The organism is Enterobacter sp. BIDMC93 (genome assembly GCF_001037805.1).
GTDB lineage: Bacteria > Pseudomonadota > Gammaproteobacteria > Enterobacterales > Enterobacteriaceae > Enterobacter > Enterobacter hormaechei_C.
Window position 1 is genome coordinate 588,414 of sequence record NZ_KQ089962.1, and the last position, 25,069, is coordinate 613,482.

The window sequence follows — 25,069 nt, forward strand, 5'->3', positions numbered from 1 at the left end:
GTTCTCCCTGAGACCTTGAGTCTCCTGAAGGAACGTTAAAGACTATGACGTTGATAGGTCGGGTGTGTAAGCGCAGCGATGCGTTGAGCTAACCGATACTAATGAACCGTGAGGCTTAACCTTACAACGCCGAAGCTGTTTTGGCGAAGAGACAGACACGATTTTCAGCCTGATACAGATTAAACAGAATTTGCCTGGCGGCTTTAGCGCGGTGGTCCCACCTGACCCCATGCCGAACTCAGAAGTGAAACGCCGTAGCGCCGATGGTAGTGTGGGGTCTCCCCATGTGAGAGTAGGGAACTGCCAGGCATCAAATTAAGTAGTAAGCCGGTGCATTAATCCGGTGGTTACAGAAGTATTCGGTGGAGCGGTAGTTCAGTCGGTTAGAATACCTGCCTGTCACGCAGGGGGTCGCGGGTTCGAGTCCCGTCCGTTCCGCCACTTATTAAGACATTAAGCCTGCCCTTCCGGCAGGCTTAATGGCAAAAACTTTAGGGGCGTAGCTCAGTTGGTAGAGCACCGGTCTCCAAAACCGGGTGTCGCGAGTTCGAGTCTCTCCGCCCCTGCCATATAGAATCCTTTGCTTCGGCAAAGGATTTTTTTTTGCCTGCAAAACAGCTCAACACCTTCCTGAAGAATAAGCAGCCTGCGTTTCCGCAGGCTTTTGCGTTAATCCAGTATGCTGGTTTTTAACAGATCTTTTATCTGCGACTGCTTATCGCTGTTTTGCAGCCAAATGGCATACAGCGGTCTGGAGAGCGTTGTCGAATCGGTGACAACATGGAGTGTAGGATTATTATCCGCCCAGCGAACAGGTAACCAGGTACAGCCTTTCAATGCGGGAAGATGCTGGCATGCGATCTCCGCTGAGCTTGTCGTGAGCTGCGGGATATCATCGCTGGCAATTAACCCCGTCTCGTGTTGCTGAAAATCAGGCCCCCATTCCAGGCGTAAATAATTCAGGTCGGCCTTCATCATTGCAGGCTCCGATGCATAGAGCGCCAGGCTAAATTGTCCAACAATCTGGCTGCTAAATTCGTCCATCTTGGGGGCTTCTGTGGTAATCAGCAGATCAAGCTGCCGCTCGTGGAGTTGCTTAACCAGCGACTGACGTTGCGCAATCCTCGCCTCAAATTGCAGATGGTTGTGTGTGCGATATAGCCGCATAAGCCATTGGCTGAGCATGCATTCCCATAGCGATGCGCTGGCACCGATCGAGAATTCATTATGCCGGGAGGTGTGCGCAACCTCCTTTCGCGCTGCCTGCCAGGTATTCATCAGGGTTTCTGCATAAGGCAACAGCTTTTCACCAGCCGGAGTTAAACGAATATTGTTGCGATGGCGGGTAAAAAGGTTCACACCCAGTTGATTTTCCAGCTGTCGAATACGAAAACTGACTGCTGACTGCGTCAGGTAGAGGGCTTCAGCTGCTCGCCCAAAGTGTCGCGTTCTGCTCACTTCAAGGAAAGTTTTTAGCAATTCCGTATCCACATCTTTCTCCACAAAATTATTTGTCGTTATGATTTAAATGTTTTGTTTTACACTCTGTCAAGCGTAACTAATACTCCGCGCCATAAATAGCTCGGCCAAAGAATTAGGAGCGTGTAGGATGGCGGAAAGCTTTACGACGACTAATCGTTTTTTCGACAATAAACATTATCCGCGCGGGTTCTCTCGTCACGGCGATTTCACTATCAAAGAAGCTCAACTTCTTGAGCGCCATGGTTATGCCTTTAACGAGCTGGATCTGGGTAAACGTGAACCGGCAACCGAAGATGAAAAACAGTTTGTCTCTGTTTGCCGTGGTGAGCGTGAGCCGCAGTCTGATGCAGAACGTGTATGGATCAAGTATATGGCTCGCATTAAGCGTCCTAAGCGTTTCCATACGCTGTCTGGCGGCAAGCCGCAGATGGAAGGTGCAGAAGACTACACCGAGTCTGACGATTAAGAAGAGAAGGGGCTACGGCCCCTTTTTTTACGCCAGCATTTTTTGCAGATGCAACAGCAGCCGATCGATCGCACGGTAACTTAATGCCTCCTGCAAATGCCGCCTCTCTATTCCGGGGCAGCCCTCCACGTCGGCGACCGTGCGCGCAACTTTCAACAAACGCTGCCACGCGCGAATGGATAGCCCAAACCGCGTCAGTGCCTCTTCCAGCCAGCCTGCATCTTCAGCGTTGAGAGAACAAAACTGTCGGATCCCGCTGTTATCCAGCCGGGCATTCAGCCTGTTTTGACGAGCATACTGCCGCGCCTGCGCCGCAATAACCCGTTCACGCACAGCTGCTGAGCTTTCGCCTTTGATACCGGTTTGCCTCAGCAGACCGGGTGGGGGCAGGGGGATCTCGAGAGATAAATCAAAACGGTCGAGGAAGGGGCCGGACAGCTTACTCAGATAGCGCAGCGTCTGCTCTGGCGTACAGCGGTTATGGTTGCCCTGATAATGACCCGTAGGGCTAGGGTTCATCGCGGCGACCAGCTGAAACTGCGCAGGGTAGCTTATTTTGGCCCGTGTACGAGACAGATGGATTTCGCCGGATTCAATCGGCTCCCGCAATGCATCCAGCACGCGGCGTTCAAACTCTGGCAATTCATCCAGGAAGAGAATGCCGTTGTGCGCCAGTGAGATTTCACCCGGACCGGGGATCGAACCCCCGCCCACCATCGCGGTAAGAGACGCACTGTGATGTGGAGAGCGGAAAGGACGGCGGCGCCACTGTTTATGCAGCGACGTAGAACTGACCAGGCTAAATATCGCGGCGCTTTCCAGCGCTTCGTGATTATTGAGGGGTGGCAACAGACCGCTCAATCTGCTCGCCAGCATCGTTTTCCCCGTGCCTGGCGGACCTATCAGTAACAGGTTATGCCCACCCGCGGCCGTTATCTCTAACGCCCGTTTACCCTGTTCCTGACCCATAATATCGCTGAGATCCTCGGGCGAATCTGGCGCCACCTCGTCATTCTCCTGCGGCTCGGCAAGCTCGTGTCGGCCTTCCAGCCAGGCGCAAACCTCCTGCAAATGTCCCGCGACAAGACACCCCTTTTCGGCAATAAGGCTAACTTCAGAGGCATTTTCATTGGCCACAATGATTTGTCTTCCCGCGCGTATGGCTTCAAGCGCACCCGAGATTGCTCCGGGAACGCCTCTTAACGCGCCTGTAAGCGCTAATTCACCCACGAACTCGCACGAGCTTAGCCCTGGCGTGTTGAGCTGTTCAGAAGCCGCGAGAAGCGCTATAGCAATAGGTAAATCATATCGCCCTCCCTCCTTTGGCAAATCGGCGGGCGCAAGGTTAATGGTGATCTTCTTCGCCGGAAAAGCATAACCGCTATTAATAATTGCGCTGCGCACGCGATCCCTCGCCTCTTTAACGGTCGTTTCTGGTAAGCCGACCAGCGTCAGTCCGGGCAGTCCATTACTTAAATGAACCTCTACAGAAATAAGCGGTGCCTTCACGCCGATGGCCGCGCGTGTATAAACAACTGACAGTGACATAAGCCCTCCTTGGCGGTGACTATGCCAGCATCATTTTTTCCTGTTTAGCACTAATTCACTGAATTACGGCGCTCGTTCCAGCCTTTTAGCGGCAAAATGTAATCCTTACATGTCGGTGGAATCGGCCTCGCAGAAAAGAGATCATGCGCGCCTTGCCTGATGAAACAGGACAAAAAAATGAAAAATCTTCATTTCTATTTTTTCCCTATATAAAACAACGATTTTGAAATAAATAGTTCGCATGCTACAGATATAGGTCATAAAAAAATCTTGTGTCAGATGAAATATCTGTGGTAACTCTTTAGGTATTCCTTCGAACAAGATGCAAAAGAACTGAAAATGACAGCCCTTCTACGAGTGATTAGCCTGGTCGTGATTAGCGTGGTGGTGATTATTATCCCACCGTGCGGGGCTGCACTTGGACGAGGAAAGGCTTAGAAATCAAGCCTTAACGAACTAAGACCCCCGCACCGAAAGGTCCGGGGGTTTTTTTATGACTAAAAAACTTAAATGAGGAGCAGAGAATGACGACTAGCACAAAATTCTGTTTCTCCAGATTTATGACGGGGAACTAACTATGAATGGGGCACAATGGGTAGTACATGCGTTGCGCGCGCAGGGAGTCGAAACCGTATTCGGTTATCCGGGTGGCGCAATTATGCCGATTTACGATGCACTGTATGACGGCGGCGTGGAACACCTGTTGTGCCGACACGAGCAGGGCGCAGCGATGGCCGCCATCGGTTATGCCCGTGCGACCGGTAAAACCGGCGTCTGTATGGCCACCTCCGGTCCGGGCGCAACGAACCTGATCACCGGCCTGGCTGACGCGCTGCTCGACTCCGTACCCGTGGTGGCGATCACCGGCCAGGTGGCCTCTCCGTTCATCGGCACCGATGCCTTCCAGGAAGTGGATGTGCTCGGTTTATCGCTGGCCTGCACCAAACACAGCTTCCTCGTTCAGTCTCTCGAAGAGCTGCCGCGTGTGATGGCCGAAGCGTTCGAGGTTGCCAGCTCTGGCCGTCCTGGCCCGGTTCTGGTTGATATCCCGAAAGATATCCAGGTTGCACTCGGCGATCTGGAGCCGCATTTCTCTACCGTGGAAAGCGATAATGCGTTCCCGCATGCAGAGGTGGAAGAGGCGCGTCAGATGATGGCGCAGGCCAAACAACCGATGCTGTACGTAGGCGGCGGCGTGGGCATGGCGCAGGCTGTTCCGGCGCTTCGCGCGTTCATTGCGACCACGCAAATGCCCGCCACCTGCACGCTGAAAGGTCTCGGTGCGGTAGAGGCAGATTACCCGTACTACCTCGGCATGCTGGGGATGCATGGTACCAAAGCGGCAAACCTGGCGGTGCAGGAATGCGACTTGCTTATCGCCGTCGGCGCACGTTTTGACGACCGCGTTACCGGCAAGCTGAACACCTTCGCGCCGAACGCCAAAGTGATCCATATGGACATCGACCCGGCGGAGATGAACAAACTGCGTCAGGCGCATGTCGCGTTGCAGGGCGATCTTAACGCGCTGTTACCGGCGCTGGAGCAGCCGCTGGATATCACCCCATGGCGTCAGCACACCGCTGATATGCGTACTGAACACGCGTGGCGTTACGATCACCCAGGCGACGCCATCTATGCGCCGCTGCTGTTGAAACAGCTGTCAGACCGTAAACCCGCAGACAGCGTGGTAACGACGGATGTCGGCCAGCATCAGATGTGGTCAGCCCAGCACATGACCTACACCCGCCCGGAGAACTTTATCACCTCGAGCGGGTTAGGGACGATGGGCTTCGGCCTGCCCGCTGCCGTGGGCGCGCAGGTTGCCCGCCCGAACGATACCGTTATCTGTATCTCCGGTGACGGCTCCTTCATGATGAACGTCCAGGAGCTCGGCACCGTGAAGCGTAAGCAGTTACCGCTGAAGATCGTCTTGCTCGATAACCAGCGTTTAGGCATGGTTCGCCAGTGGCAGCAGCTGTTCTTCCAGGAGCGTTACAGCGAAACGACCCTGACCGATAACCCCGATTTCCTCACCCTGGCCAGCGCCTTCGGCATTCCTGGCCAGCACATCACCCGTAAAGACCAGGTTGAAGCGGCACTCGACACCATGCTGTCAAGCGAAGGGCCATACCTGCTTCATGTCTCAATCGACGAGCTTGAGAACGTCTGGCCGTTGGTACCGCCCGGTGCCAGTAACTCACAAATGCTGGAGAAATTATCATGATGCAACATCAGGTCGCCGTGCAGGCTCGCTTCAACCCGGAAACGTTAGAACGCGTATTGCGCGTGGTTCGCCACCGTGGCTTTCAGATTTGCTCTATGAATATGGAAACGGCCACCGACGCGCAGAACATCAGTATCGAATTAACCGTTGCCAGCCCGCGGCCGGTCGACTTACTGTTTAGTCAGTTATCAAAACTGGTAGACGTTGCCCATGTTGCCATCTGCCAGAGCACAACCACATCACAACAAATCCGCGCTTAAGCGTGACAGGACGAAAAAATGACGACAAAAAAAGCTGATTACATTTGGTTCAATGGTGAGATGGTTCGCTGGGAAGACGCGAAAGTTCACGTGATGTCCCACGCGCTGCACTACGGCACCTCCGTGTTTGAAGGGATCCGTTGCTACGACTCTCACAAAGGGCCAGTGGTGTTCCGCCATCGCGAACACATGCAGCGTCTGCATGACTCAGCCAAAATTTATCGTTTCCCGGTCTCCCAAAGCGTTGATGAGCTGATGGAAGCCTGCCGCGAGGTGATTCGCCAGAACAAACTGACCAGCGCCTATATTCGTCCGCTGGTCTTCGTGGGTGATGTCGGCATGGGCGTCAACCCGCCCGCTGGCTATAACACCGATGTGATCATTGCCGCGTTCCCGTGGGGCGCCTACCTGGGCGCGGAAGCGCTGGATCAGGGGATCGACGCAATGGTTTCTTCCTGGAACCGCGTGGCGCCAAACACTATCCCGACTGCGGCTAAAGCGGGCGGTAACTACCTTTCCTCACTGCTGGTCGGCAGCGAAGCGCGCCGTCACGGCTATCAGGAAGGTATCGCGCTGGATGTGAATGGCTACATCTCCGAAGGCGCGGGTGAAAACCTGTTTGAAGTGAAAGACGGCATTCTGTTCACCCCGCCATTCACTTCGTCCGCGCTGCCGGGCATCACCCGCGACGCCATCATCAAGCTGGCAAAAGATCTGGGTATCGAAGTGCGCGAGCAGGTACTGTCCCGCGAATCCCTGTACCTGGCTGACGAAGTGTTCATGTCCGGTACCGCGGCTGAAATTACGCCGGTGCGTAGCGTAGACGGCATTCAGGTGGGCGAAGGCCGCTGTGGCCCGGTCACCAAACGCATTCAGCAAGCCTTCTTCGGCCTGTTCACCGGCGAAACAGAAGACAAATACGGCTGGTTGGATCAGGTTAATCACTAAATATAAATTTGGGACGGCACGCACCGTCCCATTAAATAGTCAGACGGGAGTAAATAAAGCATGCCTAAGTATCGTTCAGCCACCACCACCCACGGCCGTAATATGGCGGGTGCCCGCGCACTGTGGCGCGCCACCGGAATGACCGACGCCGATTTCGGCAAGCCAATTATCGCCGTGGTGAACTCCTTCACCCAGTTTGTACCGGGCCACGTGCACCTGCGCGATCTCGGTAAGCTGGTTGCCGAGCAAATCGAAGCCTCCGGCGGCGTGGCGAAAGAGTTCAACACCATTGCGGTGGATGACGGTATCGCAATGGGCCACGGGGGAATGCTCTATTCACTGCCGTCGCGTGAGCTGATCGCCGACTCGGTGGAGTACATGGTTAATGCCCACTGCGCCGATGCGATGGTCTGTATCTCCAACTGCGACAAAATCACCCCGGGGATGCTGATGGCTTCCCTGCGCCTGAACATTCCGGTGATCTTCGTCTCCGGTGGCCCAATGGAAGCGGGGAAAACCAAGCTCTCCGACAAAATCATCAAGCTCGACCTGGTCGATGCGATGATCCAGGGCGCGGACCCGAAAGTCTCTGACGAGCAGAGCGACCAGGTGGAGCGCTCCGCGTGTCCGACCTGCGGCTCCTGTTCCGGTATGTTTACCGCCAACTCCATGAACTGCCTGACCGAAGCGCTGGGCCTGTCTCAGCCGGGCAACGGCTCGCTGCTGGCGACCCACGCCGACCGTAAACAGCTGTTCCTTAACGCGGGCAAGCGCATCGTTGAGCTGACCAAACGCTACTACGAGCAGGACGACGCCAGCGCGCTGCCGCGTAACATCGCCAGCAAAGCGGCGTTCGAAAACGCCATGACGCTTGATATCGCCATGGGCGGTTCCACCAACACCGTTCTGCACCTGCTGGCCGCCGCGCAGGAAGCTGAAATCGACTTCACCATGAGCGACATCGACAAGCTCTCCCGCAAAGTGCCGCAGCTGTGTAAAGTCGCGCCGAGTACCCAGAAGTACCACATGGAAGATGTCCACCGTGCGGGTGGCGTGATTGGTATTCTCGGTGAGCTGGATCGCGCCGGGCTGCTGAACCGCGACGTGAAAAACGTGCTCGGCCTGACGCTGCCGGAGTCGCTGGAGCAGTACGACGTGATGCTGACCAAAGACGACGCGGTGAAAAACATGTATCGCGCCGGTCCGGCGGGCATCCGTACCACCCTGGCGTTCTCACAGGATTGCCGCTGGGACACGCTGGATGACGATCGCGCCGAAGGCTGCATTCGCTCGCTGGAACATGCCTACAGCAAAGACGGCGGTTTGGCCGTGCTGTACGGTAACTTCGCGGAAAATGGCTGCATTGTGAAAACCGCAGGCGTGGACGACAGCATCCTGAAATTTACCGGCCCGGCAAAAGTGTATGAAAGCCAGGACGAAGCGGTAGATGCTATCCTCGGCGGCAAAGTGGTGGAAGGCGACGTGGTGGTCATTCGCTACGAAGGGCCGAAAGGCGGCCCCGGCATGCAGGAGATGCTCTACCCGACCACCTTCCTGAAATCGATGGGCCTCGGCAAAGCCTGCGCGCTGATCACCGATGGTCGATTCTCTGGCGGCACGTCAGGCCTCTCCATTGGCCACGTCTCGCCAGAAGCGGCAAGCGGCGGCAATATCGCGATCATCGAAGATGGCGACCTGATCGAAATCGACATTCCGAACCGCGGCATTCAGTTGAAGCTGAGTGACCAGGAGATTGCGGCCCGTCGTGAGGCGCAGGAAGCCCGCGGCGACAAAGCCTGGACGCCGAAAGATCGTCAGCGTGAAGTCTCCTTCGCCCTGCGCGCTTACGCGAGTCTTGCCACCAGTGCAGATAAAGGCGCGGTGCGCGATAAATCTAAACTGGGGGGCTAATGATGGCCGAGTCACAACCCTTATCCGCCGCCCCGGAGGGGGCGGAATACCTGAGAGCGGTGCTACGCGCGCCGGTCTATGAAGCGGTGCAGGTCACGCCCCTGCAAAAAATGGACAAACTCTCTTCACGTCTCGACAACGTCATTCTGGTGAAGCGTGAAGACAGGCAGCCGGTGCACAGCTTTAAGCTGCGCGGCGCCTACGCGATGATGGCCGGGCTGACGGACGAGCAGAAAGCGCGCGGGGTGATTACCGCCTCGGCGGGCAATCACGCGCAGGGCGTGGCGTTCTCCTCGGCGCGTCTGGGGCTGAAGGCGCTGATCGTGATGCCGGTCGCCACCGCAGATATCAAGGTCGACGCGGTGCGCGGGTTCGGCGGAGAAGTGCTGCTTCACGGCGCTAACTTTGACGAAGCCAAAGCCAAAGCGATTGAGCTGGCGCAGCAGCAGGGCTTCACCTGGGTGCCGCCGTTCGATCACCCGATGGTGATTGCCGGGCAGGGTACGCTGGCGCTGGAACTGTTGCAGCAGGACGCCCATCTCGACCGCGTTTTCGTCCCGGTGGGCGGCGGTGGCTTAGCCGCAGGTGTGGCGGTACTGATCAAACAGCTGATGCCGCAGATCAAAGTGATTGCGGTTGAAGCGGAAGACTCTGCCTGCCTGAAGGCGGCGCTGGACGCCGGACATCCGGTCGATCTGCCGCGCGTCGGGCTGTTCGCCGAGGGCGTGGCGGTGAAGCGCATTGGCGACGAAACGTTCCGCCTGTGCCAGGAGTATCTCGACGATATCGTCACCGTCGACAGCGACGCTATCTGCGCGGCGATGAAAGATCTCTTCGAGGATGTGCGTGCGGTGGCGGAACCATCCGGCGCGCTGGCGCTGGCGGGAATGAAAAAATACATCGCCCAGCACAATATTCGCGGCGAGCGTCTGGCGCACGTGCTTTCCGGTGCCAACGTGAACTTCCACGGTCTGCGCTACGTTTCCGAGCGCTGTGAGCTGGGTGAGCAGCGTGAAGCGCTGCTGGCGGTGACCATTCCGGAAGAGAAGGGCAGCTTCCTGAAGTTCTGTCAGCTGCTGGGCGGTCGTTCGGTAACGGAGTTCAACTACCGCTTTGCCGATGCCAAAGATGCGTGCATTTTTGTCGGCGTGCGTCTGAGCCGTGGCGTGGAGGAGCGCAAAGAGATCCTCAGCCTGCTGCATGACGGCGGTTACAGCGTGGTCGATCTCTCCGACGACGAGATGGCGAAGCTGCACGTGCGTTACATGGTCGGCGGCCGTCCATCCAAGCCGCTGAAGGAACGCCTGTTCAGCTTCGAGTTCCCGGAATCGCCGGGCGCGCTGCTCAAGTTCCTGCACACGTTGGGCACGCACTGGAACATCTCTCTGTTCCACTACCGCAGCCACGGCACCGACTATGGCCGCGTACTGGCGGCGTTCGAGCTGGGCGAGCACGAGCCGGATTTCGAAACGCGCCTGAACGAGCTGGGCTATGAGTGCCATGACGAAACCCACAACCCGGCGTTCCGTTTCTTCCTGGCGGGTTAGGTTGTTCGGGAAAATGCCTGATGGCGCTGCGCTTATCAGGCCTACGTTCTAAGGGTTGAACTGCGTGTAGGCCGGGTAAGCGCAGCGCCACCCGGCTTTAGTGGTTCGGCAATATCGTCCAGAACGCATCAATAAGCGGCTCATGCAGCCGCTTTTTTTGTGCGCACACGCCTAGCTCGAACGGCGTTTTCTCGTCACTGCGTTCTAAAATCATCACGCGATTGCGCACCGGCTCTGGGCTGTTTTCCAGCACCACTTCCGGTAGCAGCGCTACGCCGCAGCCGAGCGCCACCATCGATACCATCGCCTCATGGCCGCCGACCGTGGCGTAAATCGACGGGTTACTGATCTTCTGGCGGCGGAACCACAGCTCAATGCGGCGGCGCACCGGCCCCTGATCGGCCATGATAAACGGCACCGTGGACCAGTCCGGTTTCTCCACCGAAACCTGGTTGCGCACCGGGCAGGGCAGCGCCGGGGCAATCAGCACTACCGCCAGATTCTCCAGCATCGAGAACGCCACCGCCCCCGGCAGCGTTTCAGGTTTTCCGGCAATCGCCAGATCCGCTTCGCCCGTAACCACTTTTTCCATCGCGTCGGCGGCATCGCCGGTGGTGAGCTTAATTTCAACCGACGGATGTTCCGCGCGGAAGCGGTCAAGAATGGGGGGAAGATGGCTGTAGGCAGCGGTCACGGAACAGAAAATATGCAGCTCGCCGGAAAGCGACGGCCCTTGCTGGTCGATGGTGTGTCGCAGCTGCTGGTACTGTAATAACGTCTGCTGAGCAAAGATGCGCAGCTCTTCACCTGCTTCCGTGAGGGTGACGGTGCGGTTATCGCGCACGAACAGCGGCTGGCCGAGGTCTTCCTCAAGGCGCTGGATCTGGCGCGACAGCGTGGAGGGGCTGACGTGCATCGCCCGGGCGCTACGGCCAAAGTGACGGCTTTCCGCCAGGTGCAGGAACATTTTCAGATCGCGTAAATCCACCGATTCCACTCCCTCTTTTTACATTGCATAAATTGCAATGTGACGTTGTGAATATATCAATTTCCGCAATAAATTTCCTGTTGTAATGTGGGTACATTCTCGCTGAAACGCGAACCGAACAATAAGACACACAACATCACGAGGTATCACCCATGGCTAACTACTTTAATACACTGAACTTGCGCCAGCAGCTGGCGCAGCTGGGCAAATGCCGCTTCATGGCGCGCGATGAATTTGCTGATGGCGCGAGCTACCTTCAGGGTAAAAAAGTGGTCATTGTCGGCTGTGGCGCACAGGGTCTGAACCAGGGCCTGAACATGCGTGACTCCGGGCTGGATATCTCCTACGCCCTGCGTAAAGAAGCGATTGCTGAGAAGCGCGCGTCCTGGCGTAAAGCGACCGAAAATGGCTTCAAAGTGGGCACCTACGAAGAGCTGATCCCGCAGGCGGATCTGGTGGTTAACCTGACGCCAGACAAGCAGCACTCTGACGTTGTGCGTTCCGTACAGCCGCTGATGAAAGACGGCGCCGCGCTGGGTTACTCCCACGGCTTCAACATCGTTGAAGTGGGCGAGCAGATCCGTAAAGACATCACCGTAGTGATGGTGGCACCGAAGTGCCCGGGCACCGAAGTGCGCGAAGAGTACAAACGTGGCTTCGGCGTACCGACGCTGATCGCCGTTCACCCGGAAAACGATCCGAAAGGCGAAGGCATGGCGATTGCCAAAGCCTGGGCAGCGGCCACCGGCGGTCATCGTGCGGGCGTGCTGGAATCTTCCTTCGTTGCGGAAGTGAAATCTGACCTGATGGGCGAGCAGACCATCCTGTGCGGCATGCTCCAGGCTGGCTCTCTGCTGTGCTTCGACAAGCTGGTGGAAGAAGGCACCGACCCGGCATACGCGGAAAAACTGATTCAGTTCGGCTGGGAAACCATCACCGAAGCGCTGAAGCAGGGCGGCATTACGCTGATGATGGACCGTCTGTCCAACCCGGCAAAACTGCGCGCGTTCGCACTCTCTGAACAGCTGAAAACCATCATGGCGCCGCTGTTCCAGAAACACATGGACGACATCATCTCAGGCGAGTTCTCTTCCGGCATGATGGCGGACTGGGCCAATGACGATAAGAAACTGCTGACCTGGCGCGAAGAGACCGGTAAAACCGCGTTCGAAACCGCACCACAGTATGACGGCAAGATCACCGAGCAGGAGTACTTCGATAAAGGCGTCCTGATGATCGCGATGGTGAAAGCGGGCGTTGAGCTGGCGTTCGAAACCATGGTGGATTCGGGCATCATTGAAGAATCTGCGTACTACGAATCGCTGCACGAGCTGCCGCTGATCGCAAACACCATCGCCCGTAAACGTCTGTATGAGATGAACGTGGTGATCTCCGATACCGCCGAGTACGGTAACTACCTGTTCTCTTACGCCTGCGTACCGCTGCTGAAAGAGTTCATGACCACCCTGCAAGCGGGCGATCTGGGCCAGGCGATTGCGGAAGGAGCGGTTGATAACGCGCAGCTGCGTGACGTCAACGAAGCGATTCGCAGCCACGAAATCGAGAAAGTGGGCCAGAAACTGCGTGGCTACATGACCGATATGAAACGTATCGCGGTAGCAGGCTAAACACGACGAATCGGGTGGCGTAAGCCACCCGAACTGTTTTAGCTACGCAATATCGCGCCGGGATAACCCAGCTGGCGCCACGCCTCATACACCACCACCGACACCGCATTCGACAGGTTCATGCTGCGGCTGTCCGGCATCATCGGAATACGAATTTTCTGCTCAGCGGGCAGGGCATCCAGAATGGTGGCCGGCAGGCCGCGGGTTTCCGGACCAAACATCAGATAATCCCCGTCCTGATAGCGTACGGCGCTGTGCGCTGGCGTACCTTTGGTGGTCAGGGCGAACATGCGCTGTGGTTTTTCGGATCCCAGAAACGCGGCGTAATCGTGATGACGAACGACGGCGGTAAACTCATGGTAGTCCAGCCCCGCGCGGCGCAGACGTTTGTCGTCCCACGTAAAGCCCATCGGCTCAATGATGTGCAGACGAAAACCGGTGTTGGCGCACAGGCGGATAATATTACCGGTGTTCGGCGGAATTTCTGGTTCGAATAAGACGATGTTAAGCATGCTGCCCCCTTAATTGCGGGGGCAGAATAGCAGAAAAGAGATGGACTAGGCGACGCCCGGCTCCTGCGCGCGGCTATACAGCATTTTGTAGACGGTTGCCGCCGCAGCCACGAGAGCAGGTACGCTGAGGATCATTAAAATACTGTCCGCCTGCCACTGCATGGAAAGAAGCTGGGCGCTGGTCATGGTGCCCGCCACGCCGCCGAAGCGGCCGATCCCCTGCATCCAGGCGATACCCGTCGCACGGCACTCGGTAGGGTAAAAGGTGGCGGCCAGGGTCTGCATGCCCGACTGCGCGCCGTTCATCGCGATCCCCATCAGGAAAATTAACCCGCCAAACAGGGCGATATGGTTATGCTCAATGCCGAGTAAAAGAATCAGGCCCATCGTCAGCACGAAACCACACGCGACCACCTTGTGCGCTTCCCAGCGATCCATCATCCAGCCCGCGAGCAAAATGCCAGCGGTGCCGCCGAAGGTGAACAGCGAGGTAAGCCAGGCGGATTCCGCCAGCGCATATCCCATCCCCTGCATCAGCGTTGGCATCCAGCTCAGCAGGACGTAATAAATCACCAGCCCCATAAAATAGGTGACCCACAGCATCAGGGTGCCGGGCAGCCAGGGCATGGAAAACAGCTGCGACACGCTGCCTTTTTTCGACGCGACTTTCTCCTCCGCGAGGAAAAAGCCCGTGACGCTATCCAGCGTGCTGCGGGCGAACCGGCTGGCGATGCGGCGAACCTGGGCGACGTCTTTCCCGCGCTGCACCAGAAACTTCACCGACTCCGGCAACAGCAGCGCCAGCAGCACCGTTAAAATCAGCGGCGCAATCGCGCCGGTCAGCAGCACGCTTCGCCAGCCATGGTGAGGGATAAGCCAGGACGAGATTGCTCCGCCGCCCGCCGCACCCAGAGGGAAGCCGCAGTACATGGTGTTAATTGCCATGGCGCGGCAGCGCTGGGGGGCAAATTCGGAGATCAGCGTGATGGCGTTAGGCATCGCGGCACCCAGCCCGAGACCGGTCAGAAATCGCCATAGCGTCAGGGTATTCAGACTTTGCGCCCAGGCCGTGCCCAGGCTCGCCAGGCCGAAGAACAGACACGAAAAGACCAGCACGCGCTTGCGTCCCATCCGGTCCGATACCGGACCTGCAATCAGGGCACCCAGCGACAGCCCCAGCAGCGCCGCACTCAGCACCGGCCCCAGATCCTGTTTATGTATTCCCCACTCCGTCGACAGCGTAGGCGCAATGTAACCCATCGCTGCGGTATCAAACCCATCAATCGCCAGCACCAGAAAGCCCAGCACAATTAGAAGCCAGTGAAACCCTGAAAAAGGACTTTCATCGATCACCTGCTGAATATCCACCTTACCTGAATACGCCATACGCTCCACTCCGATCTGATGTTGTTTTTGTGTTCTTGTATTTGCTTGTCTATACAATTGCGGACGGCAGGTGGATGTCAAATTTTCTTATCCAGAATGTTAAGCAGGTGTTATTTTCGACAAAAAAAGCGCCCGAGGGGGAAGTCGGGCGCGGAAGAAGGGAAGGCTAACCGGGGGAGATCAGGCCGCGTTTCCCTGAGAAAGAGGGGCCAGCGCCGCAGGCAGCTTACTGAGCTCCTGCACCAGAGAGTCTTTGCTGATTTCGCTAATCGACTTCGCACCGGTCAGCGTCATCGCCACCTTCATCTCTTTCTCGATCAGGTTCAGCAGATTCGCCACGCCCGCCTGGCCGCTGGTGGCCAGCGCGTACAGGTAAGCACGGCCCAGCAGCACGCTGTCCGCGCCCAGGGCGATCATGCGCACCACGTCCAGCCCGTTACGGATGCCGCTGTCGGCCAGGATCGCAATATCGCCTTTCACCGCATCGGCAATGGCCGGCAGGGCGCGGGCGGAGGAGAGCACCCCGTCAAGCTGGCGGCCACCATGGTTAGAGACCACGATCCCATCGGCGCCAAAACGTACCGCGTCGCGGGCATCTTCCGGGTCGAGGATCCCTTTGATCACCATCGGGCCGTCCCAGAATTCGCGGATCCACTCCAGGTCTTTCCATGAGATCGACGGATCGAAATTGTTCGCCAGCCAGCCGATGTAATCTTCCAGCCCGGTCGGTTTACCCAGGTAGGCCGAAATATTGCCCAGATCGTGCGGACGGCCGTTCACGCCCACATCCCACGCCCACTGCGGGTGCGTCACCGCCTGCCAGTAACGGCGCAGGGCCGCGTTAGGGCCGCTCATGCCGGAGTGGGCGTCGCGGTAGCGCGCGCCGGGGGTCGGCATGTCGACGGTAAAGACCAGCGTTGAGCAGCCCGCCGCTTTGGCGCGCTCCAGTGCGTTGCGCATAAAACCGCGATCGCGCAGGACGTACAGCTGGAACCACATCGGGCGCTTGATGGTCGGGGCGACTTCTTCAATCGGGCAGACGGACACGGTGGAAAGGGTAAACGGAATGCCTTTGGCATCTGCGGCGGCGGCGGCCTGCACTTCACCGCGACGGGCATACATGCCGCATAAACCGACAGGTGCGAGCGCTACCGGCATGGAGAGCGTTTCGTTAAACAGCTTCGTCTCAAGGCTCAGGTCAGACATGTTCTTCAGCACGCGCTGGCGCAGGGCCACCTCCGACAGGTCTTCCACGTTGCGGCGCAGGGTGTATTCGGCATACGCCCCGCCGTCAATGTAGTGGAACAGGAACGGGGGCAAAATGCGCTGCGCCGCGGCGCGATAATCACTGGCTGCTGAAATAATCATGCTTTGTTCTCCCTGGAAATATCACTCTCGCCAGGCAGACGGGTAATACGCGCCTGTCGGGCCTGATCTTCATCGAATCGTTTAATGGTGGTATGCACGAAGCCGAGATGCGCCATCATCGCCTTGCGCGCGGCCTCGGCATCACCGGCCAGAATGGCGTTGAGCACCGCCTCGTGCTGTTCGGTCAGTTGAGCAAACACCGGCGGGACCAGATACATGCGCTGGCGGCTCTGCTTTACGGAGGATTGCAGCAGGTCGAAGAACCCGCGCATGGTTTGCAGCAGTACCACGTTGTGCGAGGCCTCGGCAATCGCCAGATGGAACCGCACGTCCGCCTGGGAGGCGATGTCCGGGTCGCTGCTTTGCGTGGCCTCAAAACAGGCTTTGAGCTTCTCTTTGTCGGCGTCGGTTGCCCGCATCGCCGCGTGCCACGCTGTACTGGTTTCGATGGCGTGACGCGCTTCGAGGATGTCGAAGCTGTAGTCCGGGTCGTTTTCCATCAGCGTCTTCAGCGGCTGCACGATGTTTTGTTCGGACCAGTCGTCATGCTGCCAGCGCACGAAGGTGCCGCCGCCGCGACGGCTCAGCAGCACCCCTTCACTAACCAGCGTCGCCAGCGCCTCGCGCAGTGAGTTGCGCGACACGCCAAGCTGAGCGGCAAGCTGACGCTCGGCGGGCAATCTCATGCCCGCTTCCAGCTGTTGTTCTTCTATCAGCGCCCGTACGCGAGTGGCAATCTCGTCGGACAGGCGTCTGGGCATCACTATCATGGAATCATCCAGGTTAAGACATAGGCCTGCAATGTGGTGATCACGCCCACCATGCAGGTAAATATCAGGCTGTGTTTAACGGTAAAGCGGAACAGATCCGACTCTTTGCCTACCAGCCCCACCGCGGCACAGGCAATGGCGATGGACTGCGGCGAGATCATCTTCCCGGTCACGCCGCCGGTGGTGTTCGCGGCGACCAGCAGCACGTCCGAGACGCCAATCTGCTGCGCAGCCGTGGCCTGTAGGGCGGCAAACAGGGCGTTAGATGACGTATCTGAACCGGTCAGGAACACCCCCAGCCAGCCGAGGAACGGCGAGAAGAAGGTAAACGCGTGGCCGGTATGCGCCAGCGCTAACGCCAGCGTCGACGACAGGCCGGAGTAGTTCGAAATAAACGCGAACGCCAGCACCATGCCGATGGAGTAAATCGGCAGCATCAGCTCTTTTATCGTCGCCGCAAAGGTCTGCACCGCGGCGGCAGGCTTCATGCGCAGCCACACTACGGAAAGGATAGCGGCAAACAGGATGGCCGTGCCGGTGGCTGAGAACCAGTCGAACTTAAACACTGCCGCATATGGCGTGGCGTCGTGCACCACCGGCGGCATACGGGCGACCATTTTGTCGAGGAACGGCACGGAGATATTAATCACCATGTCGTACAGCGCGCCGCCCGGGGCGAACAGTGCTTTAAACGGCGGAATGCTCCACAGCGTCACGGTGGCGGTCAGGAACAGGAACGGTGACCATGCGCGCACAATCTGTCCGGCGGTATAGCCGGTGCGCGCCAGAGTCTGATCCACATGTGAGGCACCCATATCGGCAAAGCGGAAGATGCGCACCGGCTGCCAGCGTTTCAGGAACAGCGTCAGACAGACCAGCGACACCAGGGAAGAGATGATGTCCGGCAGTTCCGGGCCGAGGAAGTTGGAGCTGAGATACTGGGCAATGGCGAACGAACCGCCCGCTACCATCACCGCAGGCCAGGTCTCCTTCACGCCGCGCCAGCCGTCCATAATCGCCATGATCCAGAACAGCACGATAATGGTCAGGAACGGCAGCTGGCGACCTACCATCTGGCCGATCTCGAAGCTGTCCAGCCCGGTCACCTGGCCCGCCACCAGAATCGGAATGCCCATCGCGCCAAACGCCACCGGGGCGGTGTTCACAATCAGGCACAGGCCAGCGGCATACAGCGGGTTAAAGCCCAGCCCGACCAGCAGAGCGGCGGTGATCGCCACCGGCGCGCCAAATCCTGCCGCCCCTTCAAGGAACGCCCCGAAGGAGAAACCGACAATCAGCATCTGTAAACGCTGGTCCGGTGTAATAGAGAGAATCGACGAGCGAATAATGTCGAACTGCCCGGTTTTGACCGAGATTTTGTAGACAAAGACGGCGGCGATGATGATCCACGCAATCGGCCACAGGCCGTAGAAGAAACCATACACCACGGAGGCCAGCGCGCGATCGACCGGCATTTTATAGAAGAACAGCGCCACCAGCAGGGCGATGGCAACGGTGTACGTTGCGGCAAGGTAGCCCTTCAGCTTGAGCTTTATCAGCGCAAAGAAGAAGAACAGGATCGGTAGCGATGCGATCAGGCTCGACAGCCAGATATTCCCGGCCGGATCGTAGTTTTGTTGCCAGAGGCTCATGCAGGTCTCCTGAGGACCACACAGGTGTTCGTCGGGTGAGTCTCTGCTCATCTCAGCGTCACACTTAGTGTAAAAGTGGTCCGTCCAATATTGTGATGTAGGGTTAATGGCAATAAATGGTTAACCAAGTGTTGCTATTCGGCAATGGTTTTGTGAAGTGGAGCATCAAAACTGTGAACGATGGATAGCTTTGCACATGATTGGTAGGACCAAACCCGCAAAATTAACTCACCGTGTGCGATGGGAGCGGTAGTCAGGTGGAGAGCATTACATTCGTTTTTGAGCAGATACGACGCGTAAAAGATGTTGAATAAAATGGGGAGGTGATAATATTACGTGAATTGAATGAGGTTTGTTTGCTTTATTTGTGTTTTTGAAAAGCTGTATATATGTGAGCAGAGTGATTTATTTCCTATAAATAAAATTTTTTTTGGTTAAAAATGCGAAATCTAAGCTGTAGCAAAAAATTTTAATTAAGGTAAATTTCACATATAGATTTTAACAGTGTATTACAAACGATCAATTGCTGATCGATAAAGAAATATCCTGTTTAACCGTGATTTTTCAGGATAAAGGGCAAGAATTTTTTGCTGAAGTGACATTTTTTGGCTAATAATATTCTGAAATAAATTGATCAAACAATGATCAGTTGGCTCTCTTGTAATTTAGTTACGGTATTAAAAGCAAATTAATAATTATCAGGGCAATCGAAAGGGGTTAAATTTGTTAGCTGAGTGTTAATTCCAGAGTGTTTACAGACGCGGCGTACTGCTTTTCAATACGTAGACGTTAAAAGGCATATGATTTACTATTTATTCAGAAGCAACGTTACAGAAGACATTAAATTTATTACTAACCACAACGTATTCAGTGTTATTTTCGGCCAGAAGTCATTTCCTCAGTTGCAGGATATCTGTGTATGGCCTTCTGAAAATATACGGATTATCACCATGGGATGGACCCTGCTTTATTCTATAAGGTCGCGTCACCCATTCTGCTAAAACCCTTTTGGTGGCGTTTTTAAATCCTTATAGCGGTTATTGTACCTGGTACAACAAGTCTATATCTGTTTAATTTACAGAGGGGAAAGTGTTCCAAATGAAAATCAAAAATGTGGCGCTGGCGATTGCCGCGGCGGGGCTGCTGTTATCTTCTCAATCAGTACTGGCAAGCAGTGATTCTGGTGTTAATGCTTCCCTGGATACAGGCGCTGGCTCGCAGAGCACAGGCGGCGTGATCAACTTTACCGGGAAAATCACCCTTATTTCCTGTGATATTACCCCTGCGTCAAAAAGCAAAACGGTAGACCTCGGCGCGTGGGCGAAAAGCTACTTCGACGCTCACAGCGAAACGACGCCGCGTGAGTTCAAAATCAACGTAGAGAACTGCCCGGAGACGGTTGAATCGGTTGCGGTACTGTTTGACGGAACCAAAGATACGGTGAATGACACACTGCTACAGGTTACGCCAGGCGAAGGTATGGCGACGGGCGTCGGCGTGAAGCTTTATAACAGCGATCGCAGCACCGCGATTAAACCGGGTACGGTATCTGAAACAACCGCACCGGATGCTGAAGGCAATGCTGAATTAACGTTTTATGCCTCTCTCGACAAAGACGGGTCGGAAATTAACGCGGGCGACGTCAATGCCGTTTCCAACTTCCTGATGGTTTATAACTGATTTCACTCTCAGCCACCTCCAGAGATAATAATGATGAAACGTTTATCGTATATTATGCTCACTGCATTAATGGTTAGTTCTGCGTCAGTTTCCGCTGGCGTTGTAATGGGGGGAACACGGATCGTATACCCACAACACAGCAAGGAGGTGGCATTTTCTGTTTCTAATATGGAAAGTGCGGTTCCCTATCTTATTCAGTCGTGGGTTGAAGGTGATGGGCAGGATAAAAATAACGCTGCGCCATTTATTGTCACACCACCTCTGTTCAGACTTGATCCGGAGCAGACCAACACGCTGCGTATTCAATATACCGGCGCTCCGCTGCCCACAGATCGTGAATCTGTATTCTGGCTCGATATTAAAGCGATTGCGCCAAAGCCAAAAGAGAGCAGCAACGAATTACAAGTTAACGTTAAATCGAAATTTAAAATTTTCTACCGCCCGGACAACCTTAAAGGGGACGCTGCCACTGCCTGGCAGAAAATAACGTTTTCGCGGACGGGAAAAGGGCTTAAGGCCGCCAACCCGACGCCATACTACGTCTCTTTTTATCGACTGTCCGTTGGCGGGCATAAAATTGAGCAGCCGGGCATGATCGGTCCAGGGGAAACCCGTGAATGGCCTGTGTCCGCCTCCGGGGGCGTAAGCTGGTCGGCTATTAATGATTTTGGTGCCATCACCGCCACCCACACCCAGCCTCTTTAAGACCATGTCTTTTCGCCTGTTTCGTTACGCGCCGCTTTCGGTGTTGCTGCTTAGCTTCAGCCGCGCGGGGATGGCCGAGGATTACTTTGATCCCGCCGCGCTGGAGCTTTCCTCTACCGAACAGAAAACGGCGGATCTGCACTATTTCTCTGAAAAGGGCGGGCAGATGCCAGGCACCTGGCTCGTGACGCTGGAGATTAACGGACGCGAGGAGCGGCATCAGGAGATCACCTTCGTCAATGAGAAAGGCAGCCTGCAACCCGTTTTAAGCGTATCGCTGCTGGAAGCGCTTGGGGTGAATGTCAGGGCCATTCCTGCATTCTCACGGTTGCGGGAGGGAGAAACGTTCACGCACCTCGCGGATTTCATTCCGGCAGCGCGAACCTCCTATGATTTCAACCAGCAGCGTCTCTTTCTCAGCCTGCCGCAGGCGGCGATGAAACACCGCAGCCGTGGCTACGTGCCGCAGTCGCAGTGGGACGATGGTATCCCGGCGGCATTTACTGATTACAGTCTGTCGGGCGGCCAGGCACATCATCAGCGTGGCGTCACGACATCCAGCTATCTGAGCCTGCGTAACGGTATCAATCTGGGGGCGTGGCGGTTGCGCAACACCTCCGCCTGGAGCCACAGCGACGCGGGCGGCGACCATTTTCAGTCGCAAAGTAGCTGGCTGACCCGGGATATTCGCCGTCTTAACAGCCAGCTACGGATCGGCGATGCCTGGACCGCAGGCGACGTCTTCGATAGCGTGGCGTTTCGCGGGGTACAGCTTACATCAAGCGAAAGCATGTTGCCCGACAGCCAGCGCGGCTTCGCACCAACCATCCGCGGCGTCGCACACAGCTTCGCTAAAGTCTCCGTTTCGCAAAATGGCTATGTGATCTATGAAACCTGGGTGGCCGCCGGGCCATTTATCATTAACGATCTGTTCCCCGGCGCACAAAGTGGCGATCTACAGGTGACGGTCACGGAAAGTGACGGCTCAACGCGCGTCTTTACCCAACCCTATTCTGCGGTGCCGTTTATGCGACGCCTGGGCAGCCTGAAATACAGCCTCAACGCCGGACGATTTCACTCCGGCTCCGGCGATGCGCGTTCACCTGAGTTTGTTGAAGGCGCTTTCTTCTACGGTCTGCTCTCCAGGATGACGGTGTATGGCGGTTTTCGTACGGCGAGCAACTATCAGGCCGGTGCAATTGGCGTAGGCAGAGGGTTTGGCGCATTTGGCTCGCTGGGCATTGACGATACGCTGGCAAAAAGCCGTTTACCCAATGGCAAAAGCGCGATGGGGCAGGCGTGGCGCATTCAGTATCAGAAAGATTTCAGCGCTACCGGCACCGCCTTCAACCTGGCGAGTTATCGCTATGCCTCGCGCAATTACTATGAATTCAGTGAACTGAATCAGTCTGACAGCCAACAGCTGCAACTCAATAATCGCCGTAGCCGCTCGCAGGTCACCTTCTCACAGACGCTGGGTCAGTTCGGCAGCCTCAGCGTCTCGGCATGGATGCAGGATTACTGGCATACGTCCGGGCAGGATAAAACCATCCACATTGGCTGGTACACCAGCTGGCGAGGCATTACCTGGGGCGCGGGGTATGACTACACCGACTCAGCGCTTGAGCAGCATCCCGATCGTACCGTGTCGTTTAACGTCAATGTTCCGCTTGGTCACTGGTTACCGGACAGCTCGGTCAGTTACTTCATCAACCACAACAATCGTGGGATGACCACTCAGCAGGTGTCACTCAACGGCAGTGCGCTGGCGAATCGCAACCTTAATTACAGCGTTCAGCAGAGTAAGGCCAGCGAGGGACAAGCCGACAGTACCAGCCTGGCGCTGCAATACAACGGTGGCTACGGCAACGTCAGCCTCGGTTATGACCACAGCCGAAGCGGTAGCAACGCGAGCCTCGGACTCGCCGGAGGCGTTATCGCCACGCAGTATGGCGTCACGCTTAGCCAGCCGCTGGGCGATACCGTCGCCCTGCTACGCGTGCCCGGCGCGGCGAACGTTGAGCCGGAGGGCTACAACGGGATCCATACCGACAGCCGCGGCTATGCGGTCATGCCAACGCTCTCGGCGTATCGCAAAAATACCGTCAGCCTTGATACGGCGACGCTGGGTGAGAACGTCGACGTTGAGCAGAGCGGTCTGACGCTCATTCCCACCAGCGGCGCGGTGGTGCTGGCCAATTACAAAACCCACATTGGTTATCGCGTTCTGTTTTCCCTGCGCTACCACGGCGAACCGTTGCCGTTTGGCGCGCAGGCTGAAGTGGTGGAGCAGAACCGCCATTCTGCAAACCGAAGCATGGTCGCTGACGGCGGTCAGGCCTACCTGAGCGGGGTACCAGAGCGCGGCACCCTGCGCGTCAGCTGGTATCAGGACGGGGAGCAGCAGCAATGCCAGACACCTTTCAGACTGGGGAAAGCTCATATGGCCCCCGGTATCGCCACGCTATCCGTTGAGTGCCATTAGAGGAATATCATGCGTCGTTTTATTCACTGGTTTTTCTATCTGAGCCTTCTTTCGCTTTTTGGCATGCTGAGTTTTCATGCCCATGCTCAGACCTCATCTTGCCGCACCACGCGCGATCAGTGGGTCGTTCAGGTGCCCTACGCCATAGGGTATGCGCCCGGCACGGCGGACTGGACGCCGATATCTGCGCCGATACAGTCTACCGGGGCGGATTTCTACAGCTGTGATGGCGGGAATGATGCCTGGCGTAGTATCGGCTTTGTCGACGTGGATAACCCCGTCGGCACCGTGGTTGGTGAAGACGGCGCGTCACGTCACGTCTATAAAACTCAGATCGACGGCATCGGCTATGCGCTGGGGTTCCGGGAACAGCAGTACTGCGGCGCCGATGCGGTACGCTATATTGACGGCACAAGTCAGGTGAATGGCAATGAGTCCAGGCGCATTTGCGACGCATCGCAAAACCCCGCCTTTGCCAGCGCCTCAATGTATAAAATGCAGTTCTGGGTGGTGTTTTACAAAATTCCAACGACCAGCGCCATGCCTGACGATAACGCCAATTCCCAGGAGCAAAATGTCGGATCGCTGATATTGCAGGCGGGAGAAAATCAAGCCAGCGCCACCAACGTGGCGACACCGGTACAGATCCATCTCGCCAGCTTCACCGTCAGGCGTACCAGCTGTTCAGTGGGCTCTCGCAGCATTCTTGTTCCCATGGGGAGCGTGAGCCAGCGTGAATTTCATGGCATAGGCTCCCGCGCCGGAGGCGGACGCTTCAGCATTCCGGTGACCTGCGAAAATAACACGGCGGTGAAGATGGGTTTCTTTGGCGATACCACGCCGGGCAACGATCGGGCGCTGGCATTGACGAAGCAGGAGGATAGCGCCAGCGGTGTCGGGATCGAACTGCTTTACGGTGACAATACCGGTTCGGTTCAGGGGCAGGTGGTACCGTGGAACACCCCACAGGTGTCAGCATTTGGGCAAGTGGGGGATAACCAGACGCAAACCTTCTGGTTTGATGCGCATTACCTTCAGACGGAAGAGAACGTGACGGCGGGAAAAGCGGATGCGATGGCGACGTTTAACCTGATTTACAACTGAGTTTCCCCTGCCGCAGCGGCAGGGGAGGACGATCAGAACGCGGTCTTACAAAAACCCGTCATCTCTTTCAGGCCCATTTCGCGACCAAGCTCAGTCATCGGGTGCACCACCACCAGGCCACGGACGCTTTTCTTCAGCTTGCCCATGTCGGCCTGCTCTTTTTTGGTGATCGCGCGGCGATGCGGCATGTTCATCAGCTTCTGCGCTTCTTTACTCAGCTTCTGGCCTTTCACTTCGCGCAGGCGTTCAATTTCCGCCTCCAGCTTCACGGACTCTTTTTCCAGCTCGGCATATTTCTCGGCAGAATCGACCAGGGAGAGGCCAGCCATCTGATGGCGGATCAGATCCAGACGGTCGCTCAGGCGTTTAATTTCGTTCTTTTCGACTTCTTTCATGACAAATAAC

Annotated in this window: 22 protein-coding genes, 2 tRNA genes, 1 rRNA gene and 1 other annotated feature; of the genes, 16 read left to right on the forward strand and 9 right to left on the reverse strand. The window is 56.5% G+C overall.

Annotation, left to right across the window (positions count from 1 at the left end; genetic code table 11):
- Nucleotides 1-27 precede the first annotated feature (27 nt).
- Nucleotides 28-109 (forward strand) — a sequence feature (23S ribosomal RNA rRNA prediction is too short).
- Nucleotides 110-193: 84 nt separating this feature from the next.
- The 3 genes from rrf (at nucleotide 194) to SK58_RS02750 (ending at nucleotide 569) form a co-directional block, all read left to right on the forward strand.
- Nucleotides 194-309, forward strand: a 5S ribosomal RNA gene (gene rrf / locus SK58_RS02740).
- Nucleotides 310-364: 55 nt separating this feature from the next.
- Nucleotides 365-441 (forward strand) — tRNA-Asp (locus SK58_RS02745).
- A gap of 52 nt (nucleotides 442-493) precedes the next feature.
- Nucleotides 494-569 (forward strand) — tRNA-Trp (locus SK58_RS02750).
- Nucleotides 570-669: 100 nt separating this feature from the next.
- Here SK58_RS02750 and hdfR read toward each other — a convergent pair.
- Nucleotides 670-1,491 carry an HTH-type transcriptional regulator HdfR gene (hdfR, locus tag SK58_RS02755; RefSeq protein ID WP_023304628.1) on the reverse strand — a complete coding sequence of 274 codons (822 nt, stop codon included), beginning with the start codon at nucleotides 1,489-1,491 and terminating at the stop codon, nucleotides 670-672.
- 118 nt (nucleotides 1,492-1,609) lie between these two features.
- Between hdfR and SK58_RS02760 the strand changes: the two genes are divergently transcribed.
- Complete coding sequence (locus SK58_RS02760) at nucleotides 1,610-1,948, forward strand: MaoP family protein (protein WP_006808641.1); 339 nt, start codon at nucleotides 1,610-1,612, stop codon at nucleotides 1,946-1,948.
- A 27-nt stretch (nucleotides 1,949-1,975) separates the two neighbouring features.
- On the opposite strand, the gene SK58_RS02765 is transcribed toward SK58_RS02760, so the two are convergent.
- Nucleotides 1,976-3,496: a YifB family Mg chelatase-like AAA ATPase gene (locus SK58_RS02765; RefSeq protein ID WP_048219332.1), complete on the reverse strand. Its 1,521-nt coding sequence runs from the start codon at nucleotides 3,494-3,496 to the stop codon at nucleotides 1,976-1,978.
- A gap of 339 nt (nucleotides 3,497-3,835) precedes the next feature.
- Here SK58_RS02765 and ilvL point away from each other — a divergent pair, with 339 nt between their 5' ends.
- The 7 genes from ilvL (at nucleotide 3,836) to ilvA (ending at nucleotide 10,386) form a co-directional block, all read left to right on the forward strand.
- Nucleotides 3,836-3,934 carry an ilv operon leader peptide gene (gene ilvL / locus SK58_RS22065; RefSeq protein ID WP_001311244.1) on the forward strand — a complete coding sequence of 33 codons (99 nt, stop codon included), beginning with the start codon at nucleotides 3,836-3,838 and terminating at the stop codon, nucleotides 3,932-3,934.
- An 86-nt stretch (nucleotides 3,935-4,020) separates the two neighbouring features.
- Nucleotides 4,021-4,071 (forward strand): peptide IlvX, encoded by a 51-nt coding sequence (ilvX, locus tag SK58_RS23105; RefSeq protein WP_166792073.1) that lies wholly within the window; start codon nucleotides 4,021-4,023, stop codon nucleotides 4,069-4,071.
- 2 nt (nucleotides 4,072-4,073) lie between these two features.
- Nucleotides 4,074-5,720, forward strand: a complete 1,647-nt coding sequence (gene ilvG / locus SK58_RS02770; RefSeq protein WP_040118233.1) for an acetolactate synthase 2 catalytic subunit — start codon at nucleotides 4,074-4,076, stop codon at nucleotides 5,718-5,720.
- Nucleotides 5,717-5,980, forward strand: coding sequence for an acetolactate synthase 2 small subunit (gene ilvM / locus SK58_RS02775; protein ID WP_003860184.1), 264 nt, complete (start codon nucleotides 5,717-5,719; stop codon nucleotides 5,978-5,980). Before ilvG ends, ilvM begins: the two co-directional genes overlap by 4 nt.
- Before the next feature lie 18 nt (nucleotides 5,981-5,998).
- A complete protein-coding gene (gene ilvE, locus SK58_RS02780; protein ID WP_003860182.1) occupies nucleotides 5,999-6,928 on the forward strand; it encodes a branched-chain-amino-acid transaminase in 930 nt (309 codons plus the stop codon).
- A gap of 60 nt (nucleotides 6,929-6,988) precedes the next feature.
- Entirely contained in the window at nucleotides 6,989-8,839 is a 1,851-nt protein-coding gene (ilvD, locus tag SK58_RS02785; RefSeq protein ID WP_040118232.1) for a dihydroxy-acid dehydratase, read from the forward strand.
- A 2-nt stretch (nucleotides 8,840-8,841) separates the two neighbouring features.
- Nucleotides 8,842-10,386 carry a threonine ammonia-lyase, biosynthetic gene (gene ilvA / locus SK58_RS02790; RefSeq protein WP_026094330.1) on the forward strand — a complete coding sequence of 515 codons (1,545 nt, stop codon included), beginning with the start codon at nucleotides 8,842-8,844 and terminating at the stop codon, nucleotides 10,384-10,386.
- Between the two features lie 97 nt (nucleotides 10,387-10,483).
- Here the strand turns inward: ilvA and ilvY are convergent, their stop codons facing one another.
- Nucleotides 10,484-11,374: an HTH-type transcriptional activator IlvY gene (gene ilvY, locus SK58_RS02795; protein WP_017693777.1), complete on the reverse strand. Its 891-nt coding sequence runs from the start codon at nucleotides 11,372-11,374 to the stop codon at nucleotides 10,484-10,486.
- 152 nt (nucleotides 11,375-11,526) lie between these two features.
- Between ilvY and ilvC the strand changes: the two genes are divergently transcribed.
- On the forward strand, nucleotides 11,527-13,002 hold the full coding sequence (ilvC, locus tag SK58_RS02800; RefSeq protein ID WP_006808634.1) for a ketol-acid reductoisomerase: 1,476 nt from the start codon (nucleotides 11,527-11,529) through the stop codon (nucleotides 13,000-13,002).
- 38 nt (nucleotides 13,003-13,040) lie between these two features.
- Here ilvC and trmL read toward each other — a convergent pair whose 3' ends face one another.
- The 5 genes from trmL to lldP form a co-directional block, all read right to left on the reverse strand.
- On the reverse strand, nucleotides 13,041-13,514 hold the full coding sequence (gene trmL, locus SK58_RS02805; RefSeq protein WP_017693778.1) for a tRNA (uridine(34)/cytosine(34)/5-carboxymethylaminomethyluridine(34)-2'-O)-methyltransferase TrmL: 474 nt from the start codon (nucleotides 13,512-13,514) through the stop codon (nucleotides 13,041-13,043).
- Between the two features lie 45 nt (nucleotides 13,515-13,559).
- Entirely contained in the window at nucleotides 13,560-14,900 is a 1,341-nt protein-coding gene (locus SK58_RS02810) for an MFS transporter (RefSeq protein ID WP_032651952.1), read from the reverse strand.
- A 180-nt stretch (nucleotides 14,901-15,080) separates the two neighbouring features.
- The gene (lldD, locus tag SK58_RS02815) at nucleotides 15,081-16,268 is read right to left on the reverse strand and encodes an FMN-dependent L-lactate dehydrogenase LldD (RefSeq protein ID WP_040118230.1); all 1,188 of its coding nucleotides are present in this window, start codon (nucleotides 16,266-16,268) and stop codon (nucleotides 15,081-15,083) included.
- Nucleotides 16,265-17,038 carry a transcriptional regulator LldR gene (lldR, locus tag SK58_RS02820; protein WP_006808630.1) on the reverse strand — a complete coding sequence of 258 codons (774 nt, stop codon included), beginning with the start codon at nucleotides 17,036-17,038 and terminating at the stop codon, nucleotides 16,265-16,267. Before lldR ends, lldD begins: the two co-directional genes overlap by 4 nt.
- Complete coding sequence (lldP, locus tag SK58_RS02825; RefSeq protein ID WP_003860175.1) at nucleotides 17,035-18,690, reverse strand: L-lactate permease; 1,656 nt, start codon at nucleotides 18,688-18,690, stop codon at nucleotides 17,035-17,037. Before lldP ends, lldR begins: the two co-directional genes overlap by 4 nt.
- Nucleotides 18,691-19,788: 1,098 nt before the next feature.
- On the opposite strand from lldP, the gene SK58_RS02830 reads away from it, so the two are divergent.
- Genes SK58_RS02830 through SK58_RS02845 form a run of 4 tightly spaced genes read left to right on the forward strand, consistent with a single transcriptional unit; the run spans nucleotide 19,789 to nucleotide 24,664 of the window.
- Nucleotides 19,789-20,370: a fimbrial protein gene (locus SK58_RS02830; RefSeq protein ID WP_040118229.1), complete on the forward strand. Its 582-nt coding sequence runs from the start codon at nucleotides 19,789-19,791 to the stop codon at nucleotides 20,368-20,370.
- Nucleotides 20,371-20,400: 30 nt separating this feature from the next.
- Nucleotides 20,401-21,075: a fimbrial biogenesis chaperone gene (locus SK58_RS02835; protein WP_017693782.1), complete on the forward strand. Its 675-nt coding sequence runs from the start codon at nucleotides 20,401-20,403 to the stop codon at nucleotides 21,073-21,075.
- Between the two features lie 4 nt (nucleotides 21,076-21,079).
- A complete protein-coding gene (locus SK58_RS02840; protein WP_040118228.1) occupies nucleotides 21,080-23,560 on the forward strand; it encodes a fimbria/pilus outer membrane usher protein in 2,481 nt (826 codons plus the stop codon).
- A 9-nt stretch (nucleotides 23,561-23,569) separates the two neighbouring features.
- Nucleotides 23,570-24,664, forward strand: coding sequence for a fimbrial protein (locus SK58_RS02845; RefSeq protein WP_015572768.1), 1,095 nt, complete (start codon nucleotides 23,570-23,572; stop codon nucleotides 24,662-24,664).
- Between the two features lie 32 nt (nucleotides 24,665-24,696).
- On the opposite strand, the gene SK58_RS02850 is transcribed toward SK58_RS02845, so the two are convergent.
- Entirely contained in the window at nucleotides 24,697-25,059 is a 363-nt protein-coding gene (locus tag SK58_RS02850; protein ID WP_015572767.1) for a YibL family ribosome-associated protein, read from the reverse strand.
- Nucleotides 25,060-25,069: the final 10 nt, after the last annotated feature.